The organism is Streptomyces viridifaciens (assembly GCF_001888885.2).
Lineage (GTDB): Bacteria > Actinomycetota > Actinomycetes > Streptomycetales > Streptomycetaceae > Kitasatospora > Kitasatospora aureofaciens.
Map to the genome: position 1 here is coordinate 596,864 of NZ_CP090840.1, position 14,388 is coordinate 611,251.

Consider the following 14,388-nt stretch of genomic DNA (forward strand, 5'->3'; position numbering starts at 1 on the left):
GTCCTACGGGTCCGCCACGGCATGAGTCAAAGGATCAGCGGGGCAAGCGCCGTGGGACGACTGATAATCGTTGGCCCCGCGCGGACGATCTGTGTTTCCGTGGCGGAGCGCCGGATCCCCGGCACCCCTGGACCTACCGAGAGACAGTCCCATGCGCTCCACCACCAACGCCCGCATCGCCGTCGTCGGCGCCGGCCTCGGCGGCCTCGCCTGTGCCCGCGTCCTGCACCGTCACGGCCGGCCGGTCACCGTCTTCGAACGTGAGAACTCCGCCGACGCCCGCCCCCAGGGCGGTAGCCTCGACATCCATTCCGGCACCGGGCAGGTGGCGTTGCGGGCGGCGGGTCTGCTAGACGGGTTCCGTGCTCTGGCCCGCCCGGAGAGCCAGGAGTGGCGCATACTCGACCCGGCCACCGCCGCCGTCCTGCCCGTCCCGGGGCCGCCGAGCCACGATGACGACAGCCCCGAGATCGACCGGGGCCGGCTGCGCTCCCTCCTCCTGGACTCCCTTCCCGAGGGCACCGTCCGGTGGGGCCGCGCGGTGACCGCCGTCCGTCCGATCGGAGACGGCACCTGGCGGCTGGTGTTCGAGGACGGGAGCACGGAGGAGGCCGACCTGGTGATCGGCGCCGACGGTGCCTGGTCGCGCGTCCGCCCGTCCGTGTCCGACGCCACGCCCGCCTACAGCGGCGTCACCTTCATCGAGACCGGATTCAGCGACTGCGACACCCGCCACCCGGCGCTGGCCGCCCTCGTCGGCAAGGGCACCATGCTGGCGACCGCCGACGGCAGGGCCCTGCTGGCCCAGCGCAACGGCGAAGGCCACATCCGCGTCTACATCGCCTTCCGTGCTCCGCAGGACTGGCAGGCGGCGGCGGGTGTGTCGTTCGACGACGTCGAGACCGTACGCGCGCACGTGGTGAACCTGCTCGACGGCTGGGACGGGAGCCTGCTCAACTTCGTCCGTCACAGCGAGTCCGGCTTCACCGCCCGGCCCGTGTTCGTCCTGCCCGTCCCGCACACCTGGGAGCACGTGCCCGGCATCACCCTGCTGGGCGACGCCGCGCACCTGATGCCGCCCGTGGGCCTCGGCGCCAACCTCGCCATGCTCGACGGCAGCGACCTGGCCCATGCCCTCGTCGCCGAGACGAGCATCGAGGAAGCCGTCCTCGCCTACGAGCACACCGTGCATCCCCGCTCCGCCCGGGCCGCCCTGGACTGCGCGAAGGCACTGGAGGACATCCTCCCGCCGCAAGACGCCTGATCGGGCAGCGCCAAGCTGAGCGGCCACCACGAAGGCCACTCCACCGCCGGGGGTCCTCCCGCCGCCCGGCGTGACGGCCGCTCCCCCTCTCCGCGGCGGCCCGGCGACGGCCCCGGCTGCGCTGGTGGGTCGGCGGGGGGATCGACTGTCCGCTACTGGGGAAATTCCCTGCCCGCCAGCGGGCAGACCAACTGACCGCCGTTCGGGAGTCTGCCGGGGCCTCCACGCGGGCAGGGCTCAGTGGCCTTCTTCGAACCCGCCCGGGGGCTGCTCCGACCGAACCACGGCGAGCCGCTCGGCCAAGTCGACGACCTGGCGACGCAACGCCGCCCCCTCTGCGGTCAACGCCTCCAGGGCGGCACCGTCGAGCGTGGCGGTAGGCGATGGCGACTCGCCAGTCGCCTCAGACGCCGTCCCATGCCGGCTTCCTCCGCGCCCACGACGGCACGGCACGACCGCGGTTGGCGTGCCCGGACCGGTCATGCACGGGACGCGAGGTGCCGCCAGTCGTTCCACGTGTCGAGCCGCTTCCGATAGGCCGCCTCGACCACCGGATAGGGGTAGGTGCCGAGGAAGAGCCGCAGGGGAGGTGCGTCGGTGTCGACGAGTTCGAGGACGACGGCGGCCGTGTCCCGAGCGTCCTGGGGCGTACGGGCGGAGGCACCGGCCCGGCGCGCGGCGCGGACGGGTTCGTAGGCGGGGAGCGGCTCGGTGTGCACGGCGGAGGCCCCGGACCAGTCGGTGCCGTAGGGGCCGGGTTCGACCAGGGTCACGTGGATCCCGAAGGGGGCGACCTCCTGGGCCAGGGCCTCGCTCATCCCCTCCAGGGCCCACTTCGAGGCGTTGTACAGCCCGAGCGTGGGGAACGCGGCGAGGCCACCGAGGCTGGAGACCTGCAGGATGTGACCGCTGCCCTGGGCCCGCAGGTACGGCAGGGCCGCCTGCGTCACCCACAACGGGCCGAACAGGTTGGTGTCGAGCTGGGCGCGGGCCTGTTCCTCGGTGGTCTCCTCGACCATGCCGAACAGGCCGTAGCCCGCGTTGTTGACGACCACGTCCAGGCGGCCGAAGGTCTCGGCGGCCGACCGCACCGCGGCAGTGACGCCGGTGCGGTCGGTCACGTCGAGTCTCAGGGGGAGGACGGCGTCCCCGTGGGCGTCCAGGAGGGGCCGCAGCGTTTCGGGGTCACGTGCGGTAGCGGCGACGCGGTCGCCGCGGTCGAGAGCGGCTTCGGCCCAGATGCGGCCGAAGCCGCGGGACGCGCCGGTGATGAACCAGGTCTTCATGACGTCGAGCCTGCGCCGTTCGCACCTCGGCAGCCAGCACCCCCGCAGGGTTACCCTCACGGCATGGTGGCCGACAATCTTCTGGGAGACTTCCTCAAGGCCCGGCGCGCACGGGTCGCTCCGGCGGATGTGGCGGTGCCCGCCGGCGGACGCCGCCGGGTGGCGGGACTGCGCCGGGAGGAACTGGCCCGGCTCGCCGGAATCAGCGAGCCGTACCTGGTCCGGCTCGAACAGGGCGTCGACCGGCATCCGTCTCCCCAGGTGCTGCGCTCCCTCGCGCGGGCGCTGCAGCTGGACGCCGACGCCTCCGCCCACCTGTACGCCCTCGTCGGTCCGGCCCCTGAGCCGCCGTCACGGACCGAGGTCTCGCCGGACGTGCACCGGCTCCTCGACGCGTGGACCGGCCTCCCCGCGTACGTGCGGAACCGGTACTTCGACGTGCTGGCGGCGAACAAGCAGGCCCGCGCGCTCGCCCCGATGTACGAGGCCGGCAGCAACCTGGTCCGAGCGGTGTTCCTCGACCCGGCGTCCCGGCGGCTCTTCCACGACTGGGCGCAGGTGGCGGCGCAGACCGCAGCGGCCCTGCGCGCCGAAGCCGACCCGCGCGACCCCAGGACGGTCCGCCTGGTCGGCGAACTGGAGACGGACGAGGAGTTCCGTCGTCTGTGGACGCGGCACGAGACGCGGCCCGCCCGGGACGAGCTCAAGCGCTTCACGCACCCGGTCGTCGGCAGCCTCGCTCTGCGGAGGCAGGCCCTCACCGTCGGCGGCGCCGAGCACCAGGTGGTCATCGTGTACCAGGCGACGGCCGGTAGCCCCTCCGAGGCGGCCCTGGCACGTCTCCTGTGACGCACCAGACGCCTGCCACCGGCCAGGGACCCTTCGTCCGGCCCTGCCGACCCAGGCATGGTGCCGCAATGCCCGCCGAGCAGGCCCTCAAGGATGAACGTCGGCTGCCCCGAAGACACGGGACATGTCGAGGAAGCGGGACCACTGGTGAGTCCGCGCACGGTGGCTCTGGCCCGTGCGGACAGCGCCGGTCGTGGCGCACTCCCGAGCACACCAGCGGCCCAGGAGGCCACTGAGGGCGCCGGGCGGCACCCCGGCCCTGAAGGGGAGCCGGGGTGCCGCCGCGTTCGCGGGTGTGATGCCGGGGGCAGGATCCCCCCGCGGCGGCCGCCCCGCTGCTGACCGGGCGCCAGGCCGAAAGGACGGCCCGCTGGACCCACCTCCACTCGAACAACAAGCGCCTCACAGCGCACACTCCGGTAAGCACAAACGCCACGGCCTGCCGCGCTCACCGACAACAAGGGTCGCTTGGTCTGGGTCTCCTCGGTCCGGCCCGGATGCACCCGGGCGCCTGGCCTTCGTCCACCCGTATCTCTCACCTCGCCTGCTTGCCCGGTCACGCTGCGGATGGGGGACAGAGCCGTTGGCGGCTGCATCGGGACAGGACTGCGGATCTCACCGCGGGAAAAGAATGCTCCGGCTCTGCCGATCCTGGGGGGCTGAGCCGTCCAGAGAAGTGCCCCGGATCGTCATGAGGACCATCAGGGCACCGCCGCAGACAATGCCCGAATCTGCGAGATTGAACACCGCGAAGTGCTCGACGGAGATGAAGTCGACGACGTGCCCGCGAAATACCGCGGGCTCTCGGAAGGTCCGGTCAGTCAGATTGCCGAGCGCGCCCCCAAGTAGCAGGCCCAGAGCGACAGCCCAGGGAAGGCTCTGAAGCCTACGCGCGGCACGCGCGACGACCACGACAACCGCGACCGCAATCGCCGTGAACACAACAGTGAAGGCCTGCCCGCTGCTGAAAGCCGCACCCGAGTTCCGGAACACTTGCAGCGTCAGCACGTGGCCCGTTATGGCAACGGGCTCTTGGCCTTCCAACCGCGAGACAGCCACAAGCTTGCTGCCGAGATCCAAGGCATAGGTGAGAACGGCCGCCGTCACGAGAGCGGTCAGAGCCAGTGTGCGCTTGCCAACAGCCCGCGTCACGGTCTCGGGCTGGGATTGCGAGGCATTGTGGGTAGTAATGATCCGCTCCATGGATGCCGAGCCGCCCTAGACGAGGCCACGTTACAAGAGCCTGCGAGGGAAAGCATCGGGCAGGCGGTTGGCTCCAGTTTTCAGTCGCGCCGGCCTGCCACGCTTCGGCGTGCAAGACGGGCTCCGGCAGGCCGCCCGAGCTGGCGCGATGGACGATCCGGCCTTCCACCAGGGCCACCCAGGTGTCGGTCATCGCGTGCTTTCCGAGATGTCGGAGCCGGGACGGCGGGATCTTGCGGGGCGGGTCAGCCGGTGACGGTCTCGGCGTGCCGGGGGAGCGCGTTCAGGAGTGCGGTTTGCTGGTCGGTCAGCTTGCCGTCGGTGCGGGCCTTGTCCTGCTTGCGCAGCCAGGCGCCGGGCCGGAAGGCGGGATCCACTTCGCCGCCGGTGCGGGTGGCGGGGCCGTCCTAGGCTCGCGGGAACCTACCGCAGCGCTGCCTTCAGGCGGGCCAGCTGCGCCAGCAGCTCGGCCGGGGCGAGCGAGTGGGCGCCAGCGAATGCCTGGTCCGGGAGCATGGTGCGCGGTCCTGAGTCGTCCAGGTAGCGCGGCAGGACGTGGGTGTGCACGTGGGCCACGGAGTTGTTCATGCACTGGTAGTTGATCTGCGCGGGCGCGTAGACGCGATGAATCGCAGCGCCGACAGTCCGAACCGCGGACCAGTAGCCCGTGACCTCCGCGTCGGTGAACAGTGCGGGATCGGGCACGTGCCGCCCCCGGAACACCACCACGCTGTACCCCGGGCTCGCGGGCCGCTTCAGCAGGTAGGCGTCAGCGAACGAATCGGCGTACCAGCGGACGCCCCACTCGTCCTCGTCCGGGCGACCCTGTGCACACTTGGCGCACCCCTCGCCCGCCCATTCCGCTTCCCACGAATCCGCCCATGTCCTGGCCACGGACAAGAGGTTATGGCACTGCGGCAGCAGGGAACGGGTGCCGGACTTCGTTCGGCCAGCATTGGTCGTACTACCGAATCCGGTGCCGCGTTCGCCCCGTCATGCCGTGTCGCCCAGTTGCTATGTCGGGCGGTGCCGGGCCGTCAGAATGATCACGTGGCTGCATTGCCGCAGTCGATACAGGCCAGGACGCACATCCAATCTCGGTGGTCCTGGCGGCCCTTCTGGCGCTGGTTGTAGGCGGCGAGGTTGTTCGGGTTCTCCAGCGCGTTGAGCAGGCAGTGCCGACCGGGGCGGCCGTAGCGCCACCACACCGGCCCCATACGTCCGTGTTCGGCCAGCAGCTCCAGTTGGGGACCACTCGGTCTCATCCTGATCGAGTTCCCCGACTACGAGCGGGCCCGCGCCTGGTACGACTCGCCCGCCTACCGGGAGATCCTGCCGCTGCGCACCCGGCACATGGTCGCCGACGTGATCACCGCCGAGGGCGTGCCGGCCGGCTACCAGGGCGCGGACAGCCTCAAGGAGCACTGAGCCCCACGAGCCTCAGGGCGCAACCTCCTTGATGTGCTTGGCGATCGGGGCCGCGAGGTCCTTGATGTGCGGCAGCCGGTCCACGATGTTGTCGCCATCCAGGAAGAGGACCTTGTCGCCGATCCGGACGGCCAGCACCTCCTGGGTCGCGTACGGGCCCTTCGGGGCGTTCACCAGGTCGATGGCCTCGTCGCCGAGGCCGGGCACCGGGGTGACGGTCACCTCTGCCCCAGGTCGTCGCCCGCGCCTACGCCCTCACCTGGCGCATCGAACCCCGCTCCGCCGCGCTCCTGCTCACCTGCCGTCGCCAACGACAAAGCCGTGGTGCTGGTGACGCACCGGCTCCCGGACGACGTCCTGCCGGGCATCCGGGACTACCCGGCCGGCGGACTGGACCCCGACGAGGACCCCCTGCTCGGCGCGGTGCGGGAGCTGGCCGAGGAGACCGGGATCGTCCTCGATCCGGCGCAACTCGAGTACGCCAGACACCTGGACTTCACCAACACGCGGGAGCGCAGGACCCGGCAGTTCGTCTTCACCGTCACGGTGCCCGCCGACACACTGGTCACGCTCACCGAGCATGAGTACTTCGCGGACGGCTCCGCGGCTCCCGATAACGGAAGCTGCGGGGCCGTCCGCCCGGTGTCCGGCAACCCGAACGCGCCGGAGGTGGTTCAGTGGCAGAGGGCCGCGTCCAGGGCCTCCGCCATGTGCTGCGCCCCGGCGTCGCCGGGGATGGTGGTGACCGTGATGCTGGCGGCGCGGCCGTCGTCGGTGACCCCGCCGCGGGAGCGGTAGCCCGGAATGGTCCCGCCGTGGCCCCAGAGGAGGCCGCCGCAGGAGAGCGGCTTGCTCTGCAGGCCCAGCCCGTAGCGGATCCCCGGGCCCAGGAGCTCGGCGGGGACGGTGGTGCGCATCTCGGCGAGCTGCGCCGCGGGCAGGAGCCGGCCGCCGAGGAGCGCGGTGAAGAACGAGTTGAGGTCGCTGTTGGTGGAGACGATCGCCCCCGCCGCCCAGGCCATCGAGGGGTCCATCTCGCTGAAGTCGTGGAGTGAGCCGTCGGCGCCCTGGTTGTAACCCTCGGGGTGGGCCTCGTGGATGGTCATGTCCCCCGGGGTGGGGAAGTAGGTGTGGCGCAGGCCGATGCGGTCGATGACGCGCTTGGTGATCTCCTCACCGACGGGCCGTCCGGTGACCTTCTGAATCAGGAGTCCGGCGACGATGTAGTTGGTGTTGCTGTACTCCCAGCGCGCGCCCGGGGCGAAGCGGGCCTTCTGGGCGAGGGCGCCGTCGAGGAGCTCGCGGGGCTCGAAGTAGCGGTGCTGGATCGTTCTGAAGTCCGAGAGCGCGGGGGCGTCCGTGTAGTCGGGCAGGCCACTGGTGTGCTGGAGCAGTTGACGGACGGTGATGTTGCGTCCGTCGATGCCGTCGCCGCGCAGCAGGCCGGGGAGGTAGGTGTCGACGGACGCGTCGAGGCCGATCTTTCCTTCGGCGACGAGCTGGAGGACGACGACGGCGGTGAAGGTCTTGGTGTTGCTGCCGATCCGTACCTGCCCGTCCACGGGGACCTTGGCCCCGGTGGCGAGGTCGCCGACGCCGGCGGTGTAGCTGCGGGTGTGGCCGTCGCGGCCCTTGACGGTGGCCAGCGCGGCGGGCAGGCCGTCGTCCTTCACCAGCGCGTTCAAGCTCGACTGGACGCTGTCCGGCCTACCACCCGCGAACGCCGCGGTCGGTGCCAGCGCCGAGGCCGCCACGACGCCGGCGGCCACGGCGGCCACGGAGGCCACCGCGACCGCCAACCCGCGCCGGCCACGGCGGTGTCGGTGGGCCCGGTTGTGCTGTACGTGCTCGTTCACGGAGGAACTCCTCTGCTGCAGGGGGGATCAGTAGGGCGCGCGGGTTCTGCGCACAGATGTGCGCAGAACCTGCTGGTCGTACCGGTGCGGGCGCTCAGGCCGGATCGGGGAGAGTCAGCGGCACAGGGCGGAGCCCACCGCGGCCTCCAGGTGCTGCCCGGCCGTACCGCTCGGGAGCATGGTCACCGCGATGCTGGTGGCGCGGCCGTCGTCGGTGGCGCCCCCGGCGGTTTCATAGCCCGGAATGGCCCCGCCGTGGCCCCAGTACAGGCCACCGCACGGCAGTGGCCGGCTCACCAGGCCCAGCCCGTAGCGGACCCCCGGGCCCAAGAGCTCGGCGGGGACGGTGGTGCGCATCTCGGCGAGCTGCGCCGCCGGGAGGAGGCGACCGCCGAGCAGTGCCGTGTAAAAGCGGATGAGGTCGCTGTTGGTGGAGACGACGCCGCCCGCCGCCCAGCCCCAGGACGGATCCAGCTCGGTGTAGTCGCGGAGCGAGCCGTCGGCGTCCCGGTTGTAACCCTCGGGGTGGGCCTCGTGGATGCTCATGTCCCCGGGGGTGGGGAAGTAGGTGTGGCGCAGGCCGATGCGGTCGACGATGCGCTGGTTGACCTCCTCACCGAGCGGCCGCCCGGTGACCTTCTGGATGATCAGACCCGCCACCAGGTAGTTGGTGTTGCTGTACTCCCAGCGCGCGGTCGGGGCGAAGTGAGCCTTCTGAGAGAGGGCCGCGTCGAGAAGTTCACGCGGCTCGTAGTACCGCTTCGGACTGGCGAGTATCGAGCTCGTGTCAACATACTCGGGCAGGCCGCTGGTGTGCTGAAGCAGTTGACGGACCGTGATGTTCCGTCCGTCGATGCCGTCGCCGCGCAGCAGGCCGGGGAGGTAGGTGTCGACGGACGCGTCGAGGCCGATCTTTCCCTCGGCGACGAGCTGGAGGACGACGACGGCGGTGAAGGTCTTGGTGTTGCTGCCGATCCGGATCTGCCCGTCCACGGGGACCTTGGCCCCGGTGGCGAGGTCGCCGACGCCGGCGGTGTAGCTGCGGGTGTGGCCGTCACGGCCCTTGACGGTGGCCAGCGCGGCGGGCAGGCCGTCGTCCTCCACCAGCGCGTTCAGGCTGGCCTGGACGCTGTCCGGCCTGCCGCCCGCGAACGCTGCGGTCGGTGCCAGTGCCCCGACCGACATGACCACGGCAGCCACGGCGGTCACGACCGCCACCGCCCGATGTAGGCCGCCCCGGCGGGAGAGCGGGAAGCAGCTGTGCGGTGCATGGTCGTACACGAGAGGACCCTTTCAATGAATGGAGCCGGTGCTTCCCGGCCTCGATCAAGAGGACCATTCCGGGGCAGGGGAGTTCGTCCGCACCCGGGACGAGACCGCGCCCGGGAGCAGACTCCGGGAGCGAGCCCCGGCCAGGGCCGTACTCCTACGCCGGGTCCCCTCAGCCCCTCGTCAGTGGCGCCCACCCCCGCCCGCTCCAGCGCCTGGACGACGTTCTCCGCAAGAACGTTGGTGTCGACGTCCTCGTAGTCGACCTCCTCGACATAGGACTCGATGACGCGCTCGACGATCTCGATCATCCGATACCGGTTCACTGATCCTCCAAGTCGGGGCCGCACAGGCGTGAACCAGCACCGCGCACACCCGCACGGGGATCGGCGCGGTCACCGCCCGGCGGCCGGGTCGTCGGCGTCGTCGGGCAGGGTCGGCAGCGGCCAGGACGGATCCGGTGCCCAGGTGGGCCAGCCGGCGGCGAACGGTCCGGTGTGGTTGTCGAGCATGGCGATCGGCCGCCCTTGGGCTTGCTCGACCTGGTGGTGGAGGTAGTCGTCGATCAGGCCGAGGCGGCGCAGTTGGCTGTACTCGTCGCGGTCCTTCCAGTGGTGCCCCGACTGGTCGGGGGTGACGACGAGGTCCAGGCACAGGTCGAGGGTGTCGATGCCGCCAGGACGGCGCTGGTAGGGCTTCTCGAAGTTGACGTACCAGCGCAGCGGCTCGTGGGTGGTGGCGTCCTGGAAGCAGTGCACGGAGAACCACTCGCCGGCCAGGAAGTGGCTCAGCAGCTCGGTGCCGGTCCACCGGTAGCGGCCGAGGGTCCAGGTGCCGGCCGCCAGGTCTTGAAGGCCCTGCTTGCGGGTGGTGTCGTCGCCGGTGCGGGTCGCGGTGATCCAGGTCGTCGGGGCGAGGCTCTCGATCCCCGGCCAGTAGGCCAGGGTCACCACGTGGCCGGTGTCGGCGATCACCCGCTGGGGCATCGCGGTCCACACGCGGCCGGCACCAGCCGGACGCAGAGAAAAGGGGCACAGCGCAGCGACCGGACACACCGACCAACGCCCCAACCCACCCACCACAACCACCACCACCAGCCAGGGGCCCAGGGAGGTAAGTCGAGGTGGTGAGTTCGGCCCGGCACCCCCGATGAACAGCACAAACAGGCAACAAGCGGGACGGACGGCGGGCTGCCGAACCGAACCACGAGCCGACCCCCCCGACCCCCATGCCGAACCACGAACCGACCCCCCAGCCGCTAGAGTCTGTCCGGCCGATCTTGGGTTGTGGGAGGATGCCGTCCATGACTTGCATCCGAAGGGGCCGTGCCTCGTAGAACACCAGCTTCACTTCGGCCGCGGGAACGCGGCGGGGATAGGCCCTGGCTGCGGCATCGCGATGTCCCAGGTCTGTCGGGAGCGGCGAATGCCGCTGTCCGTGTGCTCGAACGGGAGCGATTGTCTCCGGGCATCATTGCGGTGGCGCTGAGCGTGTGGTCCGTGCGCGTCCACGGCACGAGGCGCCGGTGGAGGCAATGGGAGGCGGAGTTCACCTGCCTCTGCTGCGGGGAGGGTTGGGCCCGGGACAAGCTGCAAGATGCTCTGTTCATGCTTCCGCCAAGGGCCGCCAGCGAACTCCGGGTGCAGGTCGAGCGCCTGGACGCGGCGCTCCTCGAGCGAACGCATCACGAGCCGATGGAAGACCCGGAGTTGGCGTGGTGGCATCGCAGGTGCTGACAAGCAGACCCAGAAGCGGCTGACCCGCCTGCACGCCGACGGCCTGGCGGACTTCGTGACCCTGCCCCGGGCTGGCCGGGCGAAGGCCTGGCACCTCACCGCCCAGGGCGCGGCGGTGGCGGCCACCTTCCCCGAGGCCCGCCGCCCTGCAGCCGTGCCGGAGACCAAACAGCTCGCCGTGCGGCACGGACGCGAGCACCTGCTCGACGTCGGCCGGATCCACGCCGCCTTCGCCACCGACGCCCGCACCCGCGGCAAGGCCTGCGGCCCACTCGACCTCCTCCCCCACCCTGAGCTGTCCGCCGGCGGTGGCGTGTACCGGCCCGCCGCCGAGCTCGCGTACACCGCCGGCACCGGCGAGGAGCGGCACCGGCTGCGGGCGTTCGTCGAACGCCACCGCCCCGGGGTCGGCGCCGAGGAGACCGCGGCGCAGCTGGCGGCCTGCGCCCAGGTCTGGGAGCAGGCCGGCGAGGACGGGTCGGGTCGGGCGTGGGAGCGGCGCTGGCGGTCCTTCCCGCGGCTGCTGGTGGTCATGGTCGGCACCGTGGCCTCCGGGGTGCGCTCGGCGGTGACGGACCTGCGCCTGGCCGCCGAGGAGAACCCGGCCACCGCCGAGATGCTCACCGCCGTCCCGGCCGGCGCCGCCCGGATCGAGGACCTGCTGCAGCGCGGACCGTCCGCACCCGCCCGCTCAGCAGCAACGGCCGGGCGTGCGGGTGGACCGAGCTGTAGGCGCGGGCCAGGACCGCAGGGTGGCCTGCTTACCGGCTCAGGCCACAGTTGGGCTGCGGCGCTCCACAAGGACGACGTCGCGCCAGCGGCCCAAGTGGCGGCCGAGCCGTTCGCGGGTGCCGACGATACGGAAGCCGGCCTTGGTGTGCAGGGCGAGGCTGGCGGTGTTCTCGGGGAAGATGCCGGACTGGACGGTCCAGATGCCGGCGGCGTCGATGGAGTCCAGCAGCGCGGTCAGCAGAGCCAGGCCGACGCCTTGGCCTTGGGCGTCGGGGTGGACGTAGACGGAGTGCTCGACCACGCCGGCGTACGCGCACCGGTCGGAGACCGGCACCACGGCGGCCCAGCCCAGCACCCGGTCGCCGTCAAGGGCGACCAGGCGGTGCTCGGGCAGGCGGGAGGCGTTGAAGGCCTCCCAGGTCGGTGCGGTGGTCTCGAAGGTGGCGTCGCCGCCGTCGATTCCGGCCTGGTAGATCGCCAGCACCTGCTCGGCGTGCTGCGGGAGCATCCCGGTGACCGTCACGGTGGTCACGCGGCGGCCTCGATGCCGAGCTCGGCGAGCAGGCCGCGGATGCGCTGCTCAATCTGGTCCCGGATCGGGCGCACGGCCTCGACACCCTGGCCGGCCGGGTCCTCCAGCTTCCAGTCCAGGTACCGCTTGCCGGGGAAGTACGGGCAAGCGTCGCCGCAGCCCATGGTGATCACCACGTCGGACGCCTGGACGGCCTCGACGGTCAGCACCTTCGGGACCTCGGCGGAGATGTCGATGCCGACCTCGGCCAGGGCCTCGACCACGGCCGGGTTCACGGTCTCGGCCGGGGCGGAGCCAGCGGAGCGGACCTCGACCCGGCCTGGGCCGAGGCGGGTGAGGAAGGCGGCGGCCATCTGGGAGCGGCCGGCGTTGTGGACGCAAACGAACAGCACGGACGGGACGTCGGGGAGAGTGCTCACGGGGTCTTCCTTCGAGGCGGGAACGGCGGGGCGGGGCTCAGCGGCCGGAGACGGCGGTGGGGTGGTGCTCGCCGTGCGGGACGACGACGTCCTCGGCGGCGGCCGCGGCGGGGGGGCCGAACAGCGCGGCGAGCAGGGCGACGCCGACGACCAGGCCGACGAGCTGGGCGGCGATGAACGGCAGCACCGAGGCGGGCGCGATGCCGGCGAAGGTGTCGGTGAACGCCCGGCCGATCGTCACCGCAGGGTTGGCGAACGAAGTGCTGGAGGTGAACCAGTAGGCGGCGCCGATGTAGGAGGCGACCGCGACCGGGGCGAAGTGCGCCCGGCCGGCGCGGGCCAGACCAAAGATCAGAAGGATGAGCCCGGCGGTGGCGACGACCTCTCCCAGCCACAGGTGCGGTGCCCAACGGGCGTGGGTCGACCAGCGCACCAGCGGTTCGGCGAACATCGCATCCGTCAGCACCGCCCCGCCGATCGCACCGAGGATCTGCGCGGGGACGTAGGCCGCGACCTCGCGCGAGCTCGGCCCGTCACCGTCGTGGCGACCGGTCCACCAGGCGGCCAGGGTGACCACCGGGTTGAAGTGCGCGCCGGAGACCGGGCCGAGCAGGACGATCAGCACGCCCAGGCCGAACACGGTGGCCAGGGAGTTGGCGAGCAGTTGCACGCCGACGTCCTGGGACAGCTTGGTGGCCTGGATGCCGGAGCCGACCACGACGGCGACCAGCGCGCCGGTCCCGAAGAACTCGACCGCGGTCCGGCGCCCGAGCGGAGCCATCTCGGTCATCTCCCACCTCCGCCCGTCGCGGGGACGGTGCCGGCCGGGGTCTGGAGCAAAGCGGACAGCTTGGCCAGCGCGGCGGGCAGGACCCAGTAGTAGACCCAGGTGCCGCGTCGCTCGGAGCCGACCAGACCGGCCTCGCGCAACACCTTCAGGTGGTGCGAGATGGTCGGCTGGGACACGTCGAACGGGTCGGTCAGGTCGCAGACGCACGCCTCACCGCCCTCGTGCGAGGCGATCAACGACAGCAGCCGCAGCCGCACCGGGTCCGACAGAGCCTTGAACATCTTCGCCAGGTCGGCGGCGGCTTCCTCGCCCAAGGGCTCGCGGACCATCGGCGAGCAGCACGCCACCGCGTCGTCCTGGCCGAGCACCGACAGTTCCAGATTCGACATGTGTCTATGTTGACAGCCATCTATTCGGAGAGACAAGCTCGCTGTATCGACAGATGTCGAATCAAAGGTCTCGGATCGGGGAGACCGCCATGTCCCGTGTTCAGCTCGCCCTTCGTGTCGCCGACCTCGAAGGCTCCATCGCCTTCTACTCCAAGCTCTTCGACGCCGAGCCCGCCCAGCGCCGCCCCGGCTACGCCAACTTCGCCATCACCGAGCCCCCGCTCAAGCTCGTCCTCATCGAGGGCGAAGCCGGCGAGGACACCCGCCTGGACCACCTTGGCATCGAGGTCGAGACCACCGAGCAGGTCACCGCCGCCACCAGGCTGCTCAAGGACGCCGGCCTGGCCACCTTCGAGGAGAACGACACCTCCTGTTGCTACGCCCTCCAGGACAAGACCTGGGTGACCGGCCCCGGCAAGGAGCCCTGGGAGGTCTACGTCGTCAAGGCCGACGCCGACACCCTCGGCAAGTCCGACGCCGCGCCGGAGGCCTGCTGCGGCACCACCGCCTGCTGCACCCCCGACGAGCAGGCCGTCGACCCGACCCAGAGCCCGGCCGAGGCGAAGGCTGCGGCGGGCTGCGCCTGCGGCAGCTGACCGATCAGATCGAACGCCAACGTCGGCGCCGGCCGGGTC

17 protein-coding genes and 1 pseudogene are annotated in these 14,388 nt (G+C 71.4%); 5 read left to right on the forward strand and 13 right to left on the reverse strand.

What is annotated here, in order from left to right:
- Positions 1 to 151: 151 nt before the first annotated feature.
- Positions 152 to 1,264 carry an FAD-dependent oxidoreductase gene (locus BOQ63_RS02650; RefSeq protein WP_072653300.1) on the forward strand — a complete coding sequence of 371 codons (1,113 nt, stop codon included), beginning with the start codon at positions 152 to 154 and terminating at the stop codon, positions 1,262 to 1,264.
- Between the two features lie 479 nt (positions 1,265 to 1,743).
- Here the strand turns inward: BOQ63_RS02650 and BOQ63_RS02655 are convergent, their stop codons facing one another.
- Complete coding sequence (locus tag BOQ63_RS02655) at positions 1,744 to 2,550, reverse strand: SDR family oxidoreductase (RefSeq protein WP_030556488.1); 807 nt, start codon at positions 2,548 to 2,550, stop codon at positions 1,744 to 1,746.
- Between the two features lie 63 nt (positions 2,551 to 2,613).
- On the opposite strand from BOQ63_RS02655, the gene BOQ63_RS02660 reads away from it, so the two are divergent.
- Entirely contained in the window at positions 2,614 to 3,399 is a 786-nt protein-coding gene (locus BOQ63_RS02660; RefSeq protein ID WP_030556490.1) for a helix-turn-helix domain-containing protein, read from the forward strand.
- A gap of 615 nt (positions 3,400 to 4,014) precedes the next feature.
- Here BOQ63_RS02660 and lspA read toward each other — a convergent pair.
- The 4 genes from lspA to BOQ63_RS02680 form a co-directional block, all read right to left on the reverse strand.
- Positions 4,015 to 4,602, reverse strand: a complete 588-nt coding sequence (gene lspA / locus BOQ63_RS02665; RefSeq protein WP_030556492.1) for a signal peptidase II — start codon at positions 4,600 to 4,602, stop codon at positions 4,015 to 4,017.
- Between the two features lie 245 nt (positions 4,603 to 4,847).
- The gene (locus BOQ63_RS02670) at positions 4,848 to 4,979 is read right to left on the reverse strand and encodes a helicase associated domain-containing protein (RefSeq protein ID WP_232543270.1); all 132 of its coding nucleotides are present in this window, start codon (positions 4,977 to 4,979) and stop codon (positions 4,848 to 4,850) included.
- Positions 4,980 to 5,025: 46 nt separating this feature from the next.
- On the reverse strand, positions 5,026 to 5,496 hold the full coding sequence (locus BOQ63_RS02675; protein WP_072653301.1) for an HIT family protein: 471 nt from the start codon (positions 5,494 to 5,496) through the stop codon (positions 5,026 to 5,028).
- Between the two features lie 152 nt (positions 5,497 to 5,648).
- Positions 5,649 to 5,867, reverse strand: coding sequence for a hypothetical protein (locus BOQ63_RS02680; RefSeq protein WP_141763729.1), 219 nt, complete (start codon positions 5,865 to 5,867; stop codon positions 5,649 to 5,651).
- A 4-nt stretch (positions 5,868 to 5,871) separates the two neighbouring features.
- Here BOQ63_RS02680 and BOQ63_RS02685 point away from each other — a divergent pair, with 4 nt between their 5' ends.
- Positions 5,872 to 6,030, forward strand: a complete 159-nt coding sequence (locus tag BOQ63_RS02685; protein ID WP_232543274.1) for a DUF1330 domain-containing protein — start codon at positions 5,872 to 5,874, stop codon at positions 6,028 to 6,030.
- 12 nt (positions 6,031 to 6,042) lie between these two features.
- Here BOQ63_RS02685 and BOQ63_RS02690 read toward each other — a convergent pair whose 3' ends face one another.
- Positions 6,043 to 6,252, reverse strand: a complete 210-nt coding sequence (locus tag BOQ63_RS02690) for a hypothetical protein (RefSeq protein ID WP_046385670.1) — start codon at positions 6,250 to 6,252, stop codon at positions 6,043 to 6,045.
- Here BOQ63_RS02690 and BOQ63_RS02695 point away from each other — a divergent pair.
- Positions 6,172 to 6,579: pseudogene (locus tag BOQ63_RS02695) on the forward strand (NUDIX hydrolase); the annotation flags it as partial. The gene BOQ63_RS02690 and the pseudogene BOQ63_RS02695 overlap by 81 nt on opposite strands.
- Positions 6,580 to 6,704: 125 nt before the next feature.
- Here the strand turns inward: BOQ63_RS02695 and BOQ63_RS02700 are convergent.
- The 7 genes from BOQ63_RS02700 to BOQ63_RS02730 all read right to left on the reverse strand — a co-directional run bounded on the left by BOQ63_RS02700 (position 6,705) and on the right by BOQ63_RS02730 (position 13,753).
- The gene (locus BOQ63_RS02700) at positions 6,705 to 7,886 is read right to left on the reverse strand and encodes a serine hydrolase domain-containing protein (protein ID WP_454130891.1); all 1,182 of its coding nucleotides are present in this window, start codon (positions 7,884 to 7,886) and stop codon (positions 6,705 to 6,707) included.
- Positions 7,887 to 8,000: 114 nt separating this feature from the next.
- Complete coding sequence (locus BOQ63_RS02705) at positions 8,001 to 9,071, reverse strand: serine hydrolase domain-containing protein (protein WP_079183474.1); 1,071 nt, start codon at positions 9,069 to 9,071, stop codon at positions 8,001 to 8,003.
- Positions 9,072 to 9,550: 479 nt separating this feature from the next.
- Positions 9,551 to 10,141, reverse strand: coding sequence for a ribonuclease FAU-1 family protein (locus BOQ63_RS02710; RefSeq protein WP_465398261.1), 591 nt, complete (start codon positions 10,139 to 10,141; stop codon positions 9,551 to 9,553).
- Between the two features lie 1,519 nt (positions 10,142 to 11,660).
- Positions 11,661 to 12,131 (reverse strand): GNAT family N-acetyltransferase, encoded by a 471-nt coding sequence (locus BOQ63_RS02715; RefSeq protein ID WP_072653840.1) that lies wholly within the window; start codon positions 12,129 to 12,131, stop codon positions 11,661 to 11,663.
- Positions 12,132 to 12,151: 20 nt separating this feature from the next.
- Complete coding sequence (locus tag BOQ63_RS02720; RefSeq protein WP_232543275.1) at positions 12,152 to 12,508, reverse strand: arsenate reductase ArsC; 357 nt, start codon at positions 12,506 to 12,508, stop codon at positions 12,152 to 12,154.
- 103 nt (positions 12,509 to 12,611) lie between these two features.
- Entirely contained in the window at positions 12,612 to 13,364 is a 753-nt protein-coding gene (locus BOQ63_RS02725) for an aquaporin (protein ID WP_030556510.1), read from the reverse strand.
- Positions 13,361 to 13,753 carry an ArsR/SmtB family transcription factor gene (locus tag BOQ63_RS02730; RefSeq protein ID WP_030556512.1) on the reverse strand — a complete coding sequence of 131 codons (393 nt, stop codon included), beginning with the start codon at positions 13,751 to 13,753 and terminating at the stop codon, positions 13,361 to 13,363. Before BOQ63_RS02730 ends, BOQ63_RS02725 begins: the two co-directional genes overlap by 4 nt.
- A gap of 89 nt (positions 13,754 to 13,842) precedes the next feature.
- On the opposite strand from BOQ63_RS02730, the gene BOQ63_RS02735 reads away from it, so the two are divergent.
- Positions 13,843 to 14,349: an ArsI/CadI family heavy metal resistance metalloenzyme gene (locus BOQ63_RS02735; RefSeq protein ID WP_030556514.1), complete on the forward strand. Its 507-nt coding sequence runs from the start codon at positions 13,843 to 13,845 to the stop codon at positions 14,347 to 14,349.
- Positions 14,350 to 14,388 lie beyond the last annotated feature (39 nt).

Excerpts from the sequence above, each read along its gene's own strand:
- BOQ63_RS02710 (WP_465398261.1), bottom strand. The coding sequence starts at position 10,141 with ATGCCCCAGCGGGTGATCGCCGACACCGGCCACGTGGTGACCCTGGCC.
- BOQ63_RS02655 (WP_030556488.1), bottom strand. The coding sequence starts at position 2,550 with ATGAAGACCTGGTTCATCACCGGCGCGTCCCGCGGCTTCGGCCGCATC.
- BOQ63_RS02650 (WP_072653300.1), top strand. The coding sequence starts at position 152 with ATGCGCTCCACCACCAACGCCCGCATCGCCGTCGTCGGCGCCGGCCTC.
- BOQ63_RS02680 (WP_141763729.1), bottom strand. The coding sequence starts at position 5,867 with ATGAGACCGAGTGGTCCCCAACTGGAGCTGCTGGCCGAACACGGACGT.
- BOQ63_RS02725 (WP_030556510.1), bottom strand. The coding sequence starts at position 13,364 with ATGACCGAGATGGCTCCGCTCGGGCGCCGGACCGCGGTCGAGTTCTTC.
- BOQ63_RS02735 (WP_030556514.1), top strand. The coding sequence starts at position 13,843 with ATGTCCCGTGTTCAGCTCGCCCTTCGTGTCGCCGACCTCGAAGGCTCC.
- BOQ63_RS02720 (WP_232543275.1), bottom strand. The coding sequence starts at position 12,508 with ATGGCCGCCGCCTTCCTCACCCGCCTCGGCCCAGGCCGGGTCGAGGTC.
- BOQ63_RS02705 (WP_079183474.1), bottom strand. The coding sequence starts at position 9,071 with ATGTCGGTCGGGGCACTGGCACCGACCGCAGCGTTCGCGGGCGGCAGG.
- BOQ63_RS02660 (WP_030556490.1), top strand. The coding sequence starts at position 2,614 with ATGGTGGCCGACAATCTTCTGGGAGACTTCCTCAAGGCCCGGCGCGCA.
- BOQ63_RS02730 (WP_030556512.1), bottom strand. The coding sequence starts at position 13,753 with ATGTCGAATCTGGAACTGTCGGTGCTCGGCCAGGACGACGCGGTGGCG.
- BOQ63_RS02715 (WP_072653840.1), bottom strand. The coding sequence starts at position 12,131 with ATGCTCCCGCAGCACGCCGAGCAGGTGCTGGCGATCTACCAGGCCGGA.
- lspA (WP_030556492.1), bottom strand. The coding sequence starts at position 4,602 with ATGGAGCGGATCATTACTACCCACAATGCCTCGCAATCCCAGCCCGAG.